Origin of the sequence: Nonomuraea lactucae (assembly GCF_003313395.1) — a bacterium.
GTDB lineage: Bacteria > Actinomycetota > Actinomycetes > Streptosporangiales > Streptosporangiaceae > Nonomuraea > Nonomuraea lactucae.
Window position 1 is genome coordinate 20,540 of sequence record NZ_QNFZ01000253.1, and the last position, 12,822, is coordinate 33,361.

The 12,822-nt window shown below is 70.9% G+C and carries 13 protein-coding genes; 6 read left to right on the top strand and 7 right to left on the bottom strand.

The genetic code is table 11. The features are described from left to right. Window positions 1–2 precede the first annotated feature (2 nt). Entirely contained in the window at window positions 3–1,004 is a 1,002-nt protein-coding gene (locus DQW85_RS16065) for a mechanosensitive ion channel family protein (RefSeq protein ID WP_113701126.1), read from the bottom strand. 456 nt (window positions 1,005–1,460) lie between these two features. Next, complete coding sequence (locus DQW85_RS16070; RefSeq protein ID WP_113701112.1) at window positions 1,461–1,745, bottom strand: hypothetical protein; 285 nt, start codon at window positions 1,743–1,745, stop codon at window positions 1,461–1,463. Window positions 1,746–2,014: 269 nt separating this feature from the next. On the opposite strand from DQW85_RS16070, the gene DQW85_RS16075 reads away from it, so the two are divergent. From DQW85_RS16075 to DQW85_RS16095, 5 genes are all read left to right on the top strand, one after another. Beyond that, entirely contained in the window at window positions 2,015–3,547 is a 1,533-nt protein-coding gene (locus tag DQW85_RS16075; protein ID WP_113701113.1) for an NsdA family TPR-like regulatory protein, read from the top strand. After that, entirely contained in the window at window positions 3,544–4,026 is a 483-nt protein-coding gene (locus DQW85_RS16080) for a GNAT family N-acetyltransferase (protein ID WP_113701114.1), read from the top strand. Before DQW85_RS16075 ends, DQW85_RS16080 begins: the two co-directional genes overlap by 4 nt. A 302-nt stretch (window positions 4,027–4,328) precedes the next feature. Further along, window positions 4,329–5,594 (top strand): DMT family transporter, encoded by a 1,266-nt coding sequence (locus DQW85_RS16085; protein ID WP_113701115.1) that lies wholly within the window; start codon window positions 4,329–4,331, stop codon window positions 5,592–5,594. A 257-nt stretch (window positions 5,595–5,851) separates the two neighbouring features. Beyond that, a complete protein-coding gene (locus DQW85_RS16090) occupies window positions 5,852–7,501 on the top strand; it encodes a tetratricopeptide repeat protein (protein WP_113701116.1) in 1,650 nt (549 codons plus the stop codon). A 413-nt stretch (window positions 7,502–7,914) separates the two neighbouring features. After that, window positions 7,915–8,703 (top strand): hypothetical protein, encoded by a 789-nt coding sequence (locus tag DQW85_RS16095; protein ID WP_113701117.1) that lies wholly within the window; start codon window positions 7,915–7,917, stop codon window positions 8,701–8,703. A 52-nt stretch (window positions 8,704–8,755) separates the two neighbouring features. Here the strand turns inward: DQW85_RS16095 and DQW85_RS16100 are convergent, their stop codons facing one another. The 3 genes from DQW85_RS16100 to DQW85_RS16110 form a co-directional block, all read right to left on the bottom strand. Further along, on the bottom strand, window positions 8,756–9,262 hold the full coding sequence (locus DQW85_RS16100) for an NUDIX hydrolase (RefSeq protein ID WP_240197215.1): 507 nt from the start codon (window positions 9,260–9,262) through the stop codon (window positions 8,756–8,758). A gap of 49 nt (window positions 9,263–9,311) precedes the next feature. Then, window positions 9,312–9,944 carry a DUF47 domain-containing protein gene (locus DQW85_RS16105; RefSeq protein WP_113701119.1) on the bottom strand — a complete coding sequence of 211 codons (633 nt, stop codon included), beginning with the start codon at window positions 9,942–9,944 and terminating at the stop codon, window positions 9,312–9,314. 65 nt (window positions 9,945–10,009) lie between these two features. Further along, window positions 10,010–10,945 (bottom strand): inorganic phosphate transporter, encoded by a 936-nt coding sequence (locus tag DQW85_RS16110; protein WP_113701120.1) that lies wholly within the window; start codon window positions 10,943–10,945, stop codon window positions 10,010–10,012. Between the two features lie 213 nt (window positions 10,946–11,158). Between DQW85_RS16110 and purU the strand changes: the two genes are divergently transcribed. Further along, on the top strand, window positions 11,159–12,010 hold the full coding sequence (purU, locus tag DQW85_RS16115) for a formyltetrahydrofolate deformylase (protein ID WP_113701121.1): 852 nt from the start codon (window positions 11,159–11,161) through the stop codon (window positions 12,008–12,010). A 79-nt stretch (window positions 12,011–12,089) separates the two neighbouring features. Here the strand turns inward: purU and DQW85_RS16120 are convergent, their stop codons facing one another. Next, window positions 12,090–12,440 carry a VOC family protein gene (locus DQW85_RS16120; RefSeq protein WP_113701122.1) on the bottom strand — a complete coding sequence of 117 codons (351 nt, stop codon included), beginning with the start codon at window positions 12,438–12,440 and terminating at the stop codon, window positions 12,090–12,092. Between the two features lie 4 nt (window positions 12,441–12,444). Further along, the coding region (locus tag DQW85_RS16125; protein ID WP_113701123.1) for a helix-turn-helix domain-containing protein at window positions 12,445–12,822 on the bottom strand (378 nt) is incomplete at its 5' end.

Below are 12,822 nucleotides of genomic sequence, written 5' to 3' on the forward strand. Positions count from 1 at the left end.
GCCTATGCGGTGGGCACCATGGCGATGCCCGCGGCGTCGAGCGCGCTCTTGACCCGCATGCGCAGTTCGCGGGCCACCTCGGCCTGCTTGGCGGGCAGCGTCTTGGCTGAGACGCGGAAGACCAGGGTGCTGTCGGAGAGCTGCTCGACCCCCACCACCGTCGGCCTCTCCACGATCGCCGCCTCGCGGAACTCCAGGTCGTCCCAGATCTCCTTGGCCACCCGCTCCAGCACGTCGCGCACGTTCGCGATGTCGCTGGCGTAGCCCACGGGGACGTCGACGTAGGCGCGCGACCAGCCCTGCGACTCGTTGCCGACCCGGGTGATGGTGCCGTTGCGGACGTACCAGACCCGGCCGTCGGCGTCGCGCAGCCGGGTGACGCGCAGGGTGACGGCCTCGACGGTGCCGACCGCGGCGCCCGCGTCGATCACGTCGCCGACGCCGTACTGGTCTTCGAGCAGCATGAACATGCCCGCGATGAAGTCCTTCACCAGCTCCTGCGCGCCGAAGCCGATCGCGACGCCCAGGATGCCGACGCTGGTCAGCAGGGGAGCGATGGGGATCGTCAGCCGGTCGAGCACGGTCAGCGCCGTGGTGCCGAGGATCACGATCGAGGCGACGTGCTTGAGCACCGTGCCCATGGTCTCGGCGCGCTGCTTGCGGCGCTCGTGGAGCAGGACGTCGATGCCCTCGGGCGGGCTGCCGCGGCGGAAGCGGGTGGTGATCGAGCCGCCGGTCGCCGCCCGGTTGACCACGCGGCCGATCACCCGGTGGGAGACGTTGCGGATCACGAAGCCCAGCACCAGGATCAGCACGATGGTGATGGCGCCGGCGACGACGGGTGCCCAGGCGGCTCCGGGGAACCATTCGAGCACCCAGGCGCAGAACAACCCGTCGGACTTGCATATGGCGCTCATGTCGGCCACCAGCTTGTCGGGGCTGGGGAGCACGGACGACGTGGGGCTGGACGACGGTGTCGGCGACGGCGCTGGTGTTGCCAGCATGAACACTGGGCGGATCCTCCTCAGGAAGCGGTTCGGTCGGCGGGTCTTGGACCGTTTCGATCCAAAAAGATACCCGCCGGCCGAACCGGCCGCCGTCACATCACGCCGGGGAAGACGGGGTCATCAGGACCCGGGGCCGCGGAGGGCGAGTCCTGACGCTCCGGTGACGGACGGCTCGGCCGGGACCAGCAACCCGGAAGCAGGTCCCGTGCCGTTTCCCGGGAGGAGCCTCCCGGACGCCCTCCGGGGACTCCCGGAAGGCGGGTCTTGTGGCGGAACCGGCGAGATGACCAGGATCCCTGCCGGGCAGGGATCCTCCGCACCGGCCATCCCGCCGGCCCCGTGAGGCCGCCGTGGGCGCGGTGAGCCACGGTGGCTGCGCTCCACCTGGTTCACCGCCCTGCGCCACTCTCCACGGCGGCGAGCCGTGTCGCTCACCCACGGCGGTGAGCCGCGTCACTCGCCCACGGCGGCGAGCACCCGGGCGACCTTCGTCGCGGCGCCGGCCGGATCGTCGGCGGTGTGCATCCGTTCGCCCCAGGACCAGCAGTACCACCAGTCCGGCAGTTCGGAGACCGCGGACGGCCGACAGGTGACGTTCTCGGACAGGCTGGTCGCGTCGGGATTGATCACCCGGACGAACAGCCGGCCGCTCTGGGTCCGGACCACTCGTGCGAGCAAACCGCGAGCGTCCAGCTCCGACACCAGACGCTCCAGGTGCTCGAAGTTGTCGTCCCCCACCTTTCGTCCCTCCCTCGCATCGTTGCTGGTGGGCCAAAGATGACGCAACTCCGCCCGCTACGCAACGAGGCCCCCCCGCTTACGGGGAGTCGCTATGTAACTCGTGGGATGTAAGAAACAGTCCGCCGGAGGACGATCCTTAACCGTAAGCTTCAAGGCGACGTTTTCTTCCTGTCCTCAATGGTCCATAGTGTTCGGTAGGCGGAGCGCGATCTGGAGGCTACGATCCGTAGTCGGGAGCGGATCGTACGAACGTGAGAGGGGCCGGGATGTCCGGCAGACAACACAGGGAAACGGAGATGGCGCGGCGCATCCGAGCCAGAGGGCTCGCCGCCGGCCAGACTCCTGCCCAGATCGCCGAACAGATTCACGAGGCCTGTTCGCCCCAATTCGGCACCACCAAGATCAAGGGGCATCGCCTGTCGCACGGCATCGCCCTGGCCGACGTCATCGAGCAGGTGCGCGCCCTGTTCGCACGGGACGCCAAGGGCATGCCGGGCATCGGGGAGACCCTGCTGTCGGCCTACGAGAGCGGGCTGAAACGGCCGGGGCCCGAATACCTGCATTACCTGTGCACGGTCTACCACGTCGAGCCGGCGGCCCTCGGCTACGACGGCCCGTGCATCTGCGGCAACAACCACCGGGCCATCGACCCGTCCGACGAGTCGGAGGGCGGCTCCTCGAAGGTCCGGGCCATCACGGCGGCTGATCCGCGACCGGACGACCAGGAGGACGAGAACATCCTGCGGCGCGCCCTGCTGCAACTGCTCAACGGCCAGCCGCCCGCGAAGCTGTTCGACGGCCCCGTGATCGGCGCCATCGAGGGCGTCAGGCGGCGCGTGGACGAGACGCTCGTTTCGGCCACCATCTCGCCCGCCATGCTCGACCAGTGGGAGGAGGCCACGCTCAGCCTCGGCCGGCAATACACGACGACCGCCCCCCTGCGGCTGCTCTGCGACGTCCTGCTCGAACTGAGCGCCGTCCGCAACGCCATGTCCCGCCGCCAGCCCGTGGACCTGCAGGAGCGCCTGTGCCGCCTGGCCGCGCAGCTGGCCGGCCTGAGCGGCATGATCCTGATCAACCTGGGCGACCACCGCCTGGCCCGCTCTCTCTTCCGCACCGGCCGCATGGCCGCCGACGAGACCGGCGACCGGGCCCTGCGCGCGTGGGTGACCGCTCGGGAGTCGCTCGTCCCGCTCTACTACGGCGACGCCCGCGAGGCGCTCACCCTGGCCAAGAAGAGCCGCGACCTGGCCGGCCAGGTGCCGTGCGCGGCGCAGGCCATGGCCCCGGTCGTGGAGGCGCGCGCGCTGGCCATGATGGCGGGGGCCGACAGCAAGAAGGAGGTCGTCGACCAGGCCAAGCGCGCGCTGGCCCGGGCCCGCAACGCCTTCTCGCACATCAAGGGCTTCGAGCGGGAGGACATGGCCTTCGGCTACACCGAGCGCCAGCTCTACTTCTACCAGGGCGACGTGCTCACCAAGCTGGGCCAGACGGTCGAGGCGGAGGTGGTGCTGGACCAGGCGCTCGACAAGTACCAGGACCACATCCTCGACCAGACGCTGATCAGGCTCGACCTGGCCCAGTGCCGCCTGATCGAGGGCGAGCTCACCGAAGCCCTCGCGATCGGCAGCGAGGCGCTGCGGCTGCTCGGCCCCGAATTCCTCACCGACCTCATCATCCGTCCCGCCATGGCCCTGGGGCAGGAGGTCGCCAAGCGCGACCCGAACCATCCTGGCCTGCCCGCCTACCGGGCGCTGCTCCAGCAGCCGGTCATGGGCGAAGGGATCGGCGGTGCATGAAGCTCAAGATCCGGCGCTACCGTTGGTCTGACCTCGACACGATCCTGGCCCTGCACCAGGTCAGCCTCGCGGAGGTGGGCCTTTTCCCCGGCGACGGGGTCTACTACGACGACGACTTCCCGCGCATCCAGGAGATCTACCTCGCCTGCGGCGGCGACTTCCTCGTCGGAGAGCTCGGCGGGCGCGTCGTGGCCATGGGCGGGCTCAAGCCCATCGACTCCGCCACGGTCGAGCTGTGCCGGCTCCGGGTCCATCCCGAGTTCCAGAGGCGCGGCCACGGCTCGACGATGCTGATGAAGCTCGAGTCGCGAGCGGTCGAGCTCGGGTTCCGCACCCTGCGCGGCGACACCACCCTGCGGCAGGAGGCGGCGCTCGCGCTGTACGAGCGGCACGGCTGGCGGGAGATCTCCCGGACGCGGGTCGCCGATCTCGTCGTGGTCTACCTGGAGAAGCGGCTGGTTCCCGCCGCGATGCTCTGATCTCACTCCTCCGGGGGGCATGGGTGCGCCCATGCCCCCCGTGCGTGCTCGTGCCGTCGCGTCCGGGTGTACGTCTCACCGATCCGGGGGCCCGTACGGGTGGGGCCACCGTGACGCCGGGCCACGCGAGAGGTTAGGCGTGGAATGGCCGGATCGGTGATTCAAATCGGCTGGGCGGGGGCTCCCGCCGGTTAAAGTTGTCCGAACCGATGGGTGAGGCTCTTCACTCCCGGTGGTAGAGGAACCTCACCGACTGCTGCCTGTACATCCGCGGCTGCATTTTGTAGTGACATGCTTCTGCCATGGCAGTCGTGCCCGCTCCCCGACCCCTCCTGGGAGCCGTGCTTCTGTTGTTCGTCAGCGCCGCATGGGGGTCGGCGTTTCCGCTGATGAAGGATCTCATCCACCGGTTACCAGTCGAGGACCTGCTCGCGGAGAGATACGCGTTGGCCGCGCTGACGCTGCTCCTTCTACGGCCGCGCTGCCTGCGGGGGCTGCCGCGGCGGACGTGGGGCCATGGGGCGATCCTGGGGGTCATGTTCGGGGTCGGGCAGACGGGACAGGCCATCGCGCTCCACAGCCTGCCCTCGGCGGTGTCCGGGTTCGCCGTCGGGTGCAGCGTGGTGATCACGCCCATCCTGGCGCTGTTGCTGTTCCGGGCCCGCGTGCCGATGCGGGTGTGGGTGGGAGTGGCGCTCGCGATGGCCGGGATGACCGTCTTCACGCTGCTGCGCGGGATCGGGGACGAGCGGATCTCGCTGCTCGCCCTCGGGGTGACGCTCACCGCGGCGGCGCTCTACGCGGGCCACACGCTGCTGCTCGCCCGGCTGTCACGCGCTGGTGAGACGTTCCACGCGTATGAGCTGACCGTCATCCAGCTGGCCACGATCGGGGCCATGACCGGAGCCTTCGCCGTGCGCGACGGGCTGAGCCTGCCGGTCTCGGTGCCCGACTGGGGGATTCTCGCGCACCTGTCGGTCGTGTCGTGCGCGCTGGGCTTCCTGGCTCGCTCGTACGGCCAGGCGCACGTGGCCGCCGTGCCGAGCGCGGTGCTGATGTCCTCGCAGCCGCTGTGGGTGGCGGCCATCGCGGTGATCTGGTTCGCCGAGCCGGTGGGCTGGAGCATGATCGTGGGCGGTGGGCTCATGGCCGGGGCCATGCTGCTGGCCGTACCGGCTCGCTCCCCACGGGCCGCGCTGCCCGATGGCACGCCGCGCAACAGGACCCTGCTGGAGGTGTCGCGCCAGGCCTCGAAGAGGCTGGCCGAGCTGAAGGTCAAACGCGATGACTCGCTGAAGGCCCCCCAGGTCGATGTGCCGTACGTGTCCAAAGCCGCATGCGCGAACGCCGCGACGTGCCGGTTGACCGCCCACTCGGCCAAAGGGAGCGGGCAGCCCAGCCTGGATCGGCTGATCGCGCGGGCCACCCTCATCGTCCGGGCGCGCAACCTGCCCGGTCCGGGCTGCTGCCAGTCGATCACACTGGTGGGGCGCTGCCTGTGCGAGCTCATGGAGGAAGCGGAGCAGGACGGCGAGGTGATGAAGCCTTCATGGTTTCGGCCCCGTTAGGCCCTTCTTCACCGCGGAATATTCAGCGCTTTTTATCTATTCAACCAGCGGTTATTCGTCCTAAAACTTGATAATCGCTCAGGCGTCGAATAATGGTGGACTAACCGCGTGTGGGAGGGGAACACCATGAAGCGCATCGTCGTCCGTAAACCGGGCATCGCGCACCTGACCGGGACCTCCAGCGTCATCCACAAGGGGTGAGCGAGGGCAGGTCCCACCTCCGGGCGCAGGGGGCGCCCTCAGGCCGAACGGGGGCCATGCGGCTGCTGATGCCCGTGGTGGACGGTCACCGGCGACCGCATGGCCCGTACACCGTCGCCTCCGCGCTGCTCCACCGGCTCGTCCCGGGGGTTCTGGAACGTTCCGCCGAGCTCGTGGCCGCCCACGACATCGAGATCCGGGCGGCCGCGCCCGGCCTGCGCGACCTTGTGCCCGCCAGGCGGGTCACGATCGACGTGGACCTGCCCGACGACGAACGCATCCTCGTGCCCGCGCCCCGCCGCACCCTGCGGCTGGCCAACGGGATCGCGGAGTTCGTACGCGACGTGGTGCCGCCGGGCGAGACGCTGGTGGTGTGCAACGGGGCGGAGGCCGATCCGACGGACGCCGAGCTGCTCGACGTGATGACGCGCAGGATCCCTCCGGACGTCCTCAGGATCGTCGTCTACTCGGACGGCCCCGAGCATCCCGAGGACTCGCGGGCGGCCGAGGAACTCTGGGATGCCGTCGACCGCTGCCTGCGGGAGGGTTTCCTGCACGCCGTGGCCGAGCTGGGGCGGCTCGGGCTGGCCCGTGCCGATCCGGGCGGAGAGCTGTGGTGGCGCTTCGCCCAGCGCACCGCGACCGCGCTCGGCGGGCTCGGGCGGACAGAGCAGGCGCGCGAGGTGTGGCGGTCGGTGCGCACGGCCAGCCAGGACCCGGCCGTGCACGCCGCAGGCGCGTACGGCATGGCGATGCTCGACGCCCGCCACTCCGATCCCGCGCGGCGTGACCTCGTCAGGGCCAGAGAGTGGATCAACGAGGCGATCGCCATCTCCACGCTGCTGCCCGACCCGCTGGAGCGCGCCTTCAAGCTGGGGTTCGACCGCAACGGGCTGGCGCTGATCGAGCTGCGCGAGGGCCGGCCGGAGGCGGCGCTGGCGCTGGTGGAGTCGGCCATCGAGCTCGCCCGCGAGCTGGAGGAGCGGCATCCCGTGCACCGCATGGTGCTGCGCGCGAACCGGGCCAGGCTGCTGGCGGTGCTCGGGCGGACGAAGGAGGCGCTGGACGACTACGCGGCGGCGATCGGCATCGACCCCGCCTTCCCCGACTTCTACCTGGACCGGGGCAATCTCCTGGCCAAGCTGGGCTACCACGACGAGGCGCTCGCCGACTACGAGAGCGCGATGCGGGCCGGGCCGCCGCTCCCCGAGGCGCACTACAACCGCGCCGAGCTGCGCATCGCCCGCGACGACCTCGACGGGGCCCTCGCCGACCTCGGCCGGGTGATCGACCTCGACCCGGCGTTCCTCGACGCCTACATCAACCGGGCCGGGCTGCTCGCCGGGCTCGAACGCGACGACGAGGCGTGGACCGACGTCTCGGCCGGGCTCGCGCTGGCCCCCGGCAACCCGCACCTGCTGGTGGTGCTCGGCCAGCTGGAGACGGCCGCCGGTCGGCACCGGGAGGCCCGGCGGGCATTGGACCGTGCCATCGAAGCGGCTCCGGGGCTGGCGGCGGCCTGGGGCAACCGGGGGGTGCTGCGGTTCGAGGCGGGCGACGTGGAGGGCGCGGTGGAGGACCTGTCGCAGGCCATCGGGCTCGAACCCCAGCCCGACCTGTACGCCAACCGGGCGGTCGCGTTACGGGCGCTGGGGCGGGAGGGCGAGGCGGACGCGGACGACGAGCGGGCGTCCCGGACGGGCTGACGCGCACCAGGGTGGACGCATATCGGACGGGCAGCTGGAAGCGCATCTGGACGCGCGGCTGCGATTGCGTCGGCAAGCGCGTAGTGGCTCGCATCTGGAATCGCGTCCGGAGGCCCTGGATCGCGTCCGGAGACGTGCTCGGGACGGTGTCCCGGATGGCATCCGTGGCGTTGACCTGGGATCGGAGGTGGTTTCGGATTTGGGATCAGAGTCGCGATCGAACCCTGGGATCATAACCGGCATGGGGGATATGGCTGGGTGGAAGGGGCGGATAGGGCGGGCCGCTACGGTGTACGCGGCTCTGGGCGTGCTCTCGTGGGCGGCCGTCCGCCGTTCGAGCCGTCGGGCGCCGAGCCGGGCATCGAGTGGTACGAAGGCCGCTGGGAGCGCTCACGGAGGACTACGGTTGGAGCGTGGGTTTCAACGAGTTGCTGGGCAACCTCCGGCCGGGGGCGAGCGCCCAGGCCGCGGGCATCAGTCGCGGCTACACCGGGCCCCCCGCCCGCACCGTGACCGCCACCTCGGGCCTGACCCGGCTGCGCTGCGCCTCGCTGCTCAAGCCGCTGTACGCCTGGGCGGCCGCGAGCCACATCCCCGACGCCGAGCGGTGGCGGCGCCACGCCGAGCCGGCCGTGGTGGTCTCGTCCAACGCCGACACCCTCAAGCTGTGGCTCGCCGTCGGCCCCCGCGTCATCCTCGACGACCTCGACCGGCGCACCGGCGTCCGCTGGGCCCCGCCGAACGGCGACCCGTCGCGGTTCGGCTCCGTCGAGGTGTCGGCGGCCGAGGTCGCCGCCGCCTACGCCGTGCTCGCCCAGGCGGCCGTCACCGGGGACCCGGTGGCGGGGGAGATCGTGGAGTGGATGCGCCGGGTGGGTGGTGAGCAGGCGTTCGGCGCGCGGGAGGCGCTCTCCGCGCCCGGCGCCGGCGTCAAGTGCGGCTGGTACGGCGCGCCGGACGAGAGCTGCCTGCGCACCCACGCCGTGGCCGTGCTGCCCCGTGGCGGCACCCAGGTCACCGTCGTGGCCGCCATGACCGCGCAGCCGTACACCGACGAGCGCGACCGGGACGTCTACCAGGCGAGGGTGTCGGAAGGGCTCCCGGTCGAGGCCGAGCACGAGAAGGTCGCGGGAACGCTCGTGCGAGCCCTGATGACCGCCACCCTGGCCGAACTGGGGGAGGACCAGGCCGCGAGCCCGTGAGGCGCGCGGGCCGTTCGGGTCCGTGTGGCGGGTGGGTGGCGGGCCCGGGCGCTCACCCGTCGCCTGTGTCGCGGCTGAGCCTTTCGATCACGTCGGCCAGGTCGGGCGGGGCCACGTTGTCCGGCAGGCGGTCGACCCAGGCGTATCCCAGGTAGGCTCCGCGCTCCTCCTCGGTGAGTGCGCCCGGCTCCACCTCCGGCCGGCTGCCCTCGAACCTGGCCAGGAAGAACGGCTCCGTCTTCACGTACCGCACCCCGAGCCACCGGAAGTCGCGCTCGACCTCGACCCACCGGTCCCGCACGGCGGAACCGGGGAGGCCGGTCTCCTCGGCGAGCTCCCGTCTGGCCGCGTCCAAGGGCCGCTCCCCGGGGTCGATCCCGCCACCGGGCGGCTCCCAGACGTCCAGGCCGCTGACCTGGTCGTGCCAGTGCATCAGGAGCACCCTGCCGTCGCCGTCCAGGCAGACCACCCGCGCGGCCGGCCGGTCGCTGCTCCCCAGCGCGGCGTCGCTCTCCACGGGGGAGCTCGAAGCGCTCACACGAGCGGTTTCGTCGGTCACGTCGCCCTTCCTTCGGTGCCTGCCCTCTTCACCCCCCATGGCGCCGTCGTCAGCGTTTCATGGCGCCGTCGGCGATGGCGTCCGCCGCGTCGCCGATGGCGATGCCGACGATCTCCAGGCGACGCACCAGTTCCCGTTCCTTCATCGCGTCGGCCGTCAGCTCGCCGGAGAAGATACGGGAGATCTCGTACTGGTACATCCTCCTGATCGCCCCGCCCGTCTTCTTCGCCTCAAGGGCGTCGTGCACGACTGCCGAGGGGCGGGAGGCGAGGTCGCGTACGGCGTTCTCCAGGGCGTCGATGCCGTTGATCACCTGGTCGAGGAGCGGGGAGAAGCGGATCTGGTCGGGCACCCGATACAGGTGCGACTCGCGGACGAAGTCGCGCAGCGAGTCGAGCACGTCGTCGATCGAGCGTGAGAGCCGGAAGAGGTCCTCGCGGTCGATGGGGGTGACCAGGGCGTTCCTGAGCTCCTCGACCAGGATGCGGCGTTCCTCGTCGCCGAGGTGCTCGATCACGCGCATCTGCTCGTGCGCGCCCGTCCGGCCCACCTCGCCGCCGATCATGGCCATGGCGAGCCACGCGCCCTCCTTGGTGGCCTGGAGCTGGCCGAGCAGCGCCTCCGTCAGCGCGCTGTCCATGCGCCCGGACATCAGGTCGCGGACGCGTCGCAGTCGCCTCATCACACTCCCTCCGCCGCTCATCTGGGTCTCACCTGCTCCTATCGCGGATTCGCTGGTCTTGCGGCTCATGCCGAGACCAGGACGAACGCCACGGTCGCGGCCAGCAGGGCGCTCGCGGGGAGCGTCAGCAGCCAGGCCACGGCGATCTTGACGGCGGCGTACCAGCGGACGCGTCCGCCGCCGCCCTGTGCCACCCCGGCGCCGATCAGGCCTCCGGCGAGCGCCTGGGTCATGCTCACGGGCATGCCCGCCAGGGCGCAGCCGATGACCGTGATGCTCGATGCGAGCTCCGCCGCCACGCCGTGCAGCGGCCGGGAGGCGATGATCTCCTGGCCGAGCGTGCGGCCCGCCTTGGGCAGGCCGTACAGCGAGCCGAGCCCGAACAGCACCGCCACCAGCGACGTGTACTGCGGGGGCGCGTCCTGGAGGCCAAAAGCGATCATGAACACCGCGAGCATCTTCTGCCCGTCGTTGGCGGCGTAGGCCACGGTCTGCAACCCGAACCCCACCCGGTGCCAGCGCCACAGGCCGCGGGTGGTGGTCGTCCGCATCAGTATCCGTGTCACGGGCCAGGCCATCAGCCCGCCGACGAAAGGCGCCGCCATGCCGACCAGCAGCACCAGCACCACCCACTCGGCCGAGACCGGGAGCCCCCAGCCGAGACCCGCGCCGGTGAGCCCGCCCACGATGGCCAGCGTGAGGCTGGTCGGACGGCCCCGCGAGCTCAGCACGGTGACCACGGTCAGCGCGGCGAGCACGCCGATCGTCATCGCGATCCGACCGCCGGGTCCGTCGAACGTGGCCAGCCGGTTCGCGAACGTCAGCGCCACGGCGTGGGTGGCCAGCGGCACCAGGGCCACCATGACGACGAGGGCCAGGATTCCGGTCGCGGGCCGCACCGTGGGCAGCTTGAGCCCGGTCGCAAGGAGCGCCCCGCCGTCGTTCATCCCGGTCACGAGCGCGAAGAGTCCGGCGACAGCGGCGAGCACGACAACGTCCAAAGGCGACCCTCCCTGACCCCACCCACCCCTGGTTACCGGATAAGTACCCAAGACCTGTTCAATAATGGACGGACAGGTATTTTGTCAGGAATGTCGGGTTATGTGGAAAGTGGGCAGGGGCCCCTGCTGGGCAAGCCGGCGGCGAACCCGCCCGGCGGGCGGTAACCTTCGCAGGTCACTGCCCTCCAATCCACGTTCGCGAGAGTAAGAACCATGAGCGCAGCCGAGTTCGTCCTGACCCTGTCGTGTCCCGACCGGCCCGGCGTGGTGGCCGCGGTGTCCGGGCTGCTCGCCGGGCACGGCTGCAACATCATCGAGAGCCAGCAGTTCGGCGACCAGGTCGAGCAGCGGTTCTTCATGCGGGTCCAGTTCGCGGCGCCGCTCGGCGAGGACGAGCTCCGCGCCGCCTTCGCCGCGCTGGCTCCCGACTTCGGCATGGAGTTCGAGCTGCGCGACACGGCCACGAAGCCACGGGTGCTGATCATGGTGAGCAAGTTCGACCACTGCCTGAACGACCTGCTCTACCGGGTGCGCAAGAAGACGCTCGACATCGAGGTCGTCGCCGTCGTGTCCAACCACCCCGACCTACGGCCGCTCACGCAGTCGTACGGGATCGACTACCACCACCTGCCGGTCGCCCCCGAGACCAAGCGCAGGCAGGAGGCGGAGGTGCTGGCCCTGGTCGAGCACTACCAGGTCGACCTCGTGGTGCTGGCCCGCTACATGCAGGTGCTGTCCGAGGACCTCTGCGCCAAGCTCGCCGGGCGGGCCATCAACATCCACCACTCGTTCCTGCCGTCGTTCAAGGGCGCCAAGCCCTACCACCAGGCGCACAACCGGGGCGTGAAGCTGATCGGCGCGACCGCCCACTACGTGACGTCCGACCTGGACGAAGGGCCGATCATCGAGCAGGAGGTGGCGCGCGTCAGCCACAGCCACTCGCCCGACGACCTGGCCGCCATCGGGCGCGACGTGGAGTGCGTGGCGCTGGCCAGGGCGGTCAGGTGGCACGCCGAGCAGCGGGTCCTCCTCGACGGCCACAAGACGATCGTCTTCCCCCGCTGACTCCTCCCCCGTCGCACGCCCCCACCCGACGCACGCCCACCCGACGCACGCCCACCCCGGCGCACGCCGAATCGGCTCGTCAGGGCCGGTACGTCCCGAAGTACCAGAGGTTGCCGAACGGGTCCTTGCAGGCGTACTCGCGCGACCCGTACGGCTGGTCCACCAGACCCATGGTGATCTCGGCCCCCGCGGCCTCGGCCCGGGCGAGGTGGGCGTCCGGATCGGCCACGGCGATGTAGACACCGGGCCCGCCGGGCTTCCCCCTCCCCAGCATGATCATGTCGTTCTCGACGAGCAGCTCGGCGTGGTTCACCTGACCCTGGCCGTCCTTGGACACCTCGTGCGGCCGGAACCCGAACGCCGCGGTCAGGAAGTCGATGGCCGCCGAGCAGTCGGGGTAGCGGACGAGGGCGTAAACAGTGCGTTCCATGCCTTCAGTGTGCGTGCGCGGGCGGGGCGGGTCTTGGACGAATCTGACCGGGCGTGGTGCCGCCCAGGGCTCTGAACTCCCGGTTCATGTGGGCCTGGTCGTAGAAGCCGCACGCCGCGGCGGCGTCCGCGATCGCCGTGCCCGACCGCAGCATGCGCGCCGCCCGGCCGAAGCGGATCACCCTCGCCGCGGCCTTGGGCGTGATCCCGACCTCGTCGTGGAAGCGGGCGACGAGGTGACGGTGGCTCCAGCCGAGCGAACCGGCCAGCGACGACACCGTGACCCGGCCGCCGGTGCCGAGCAGCCGCGCCCAGGCCCACGGCACCTCGGGGCCGAGCTCCGGGCCGGCCAGGACGCGCTCGCGCAGCAGCCGGTCGGCCAG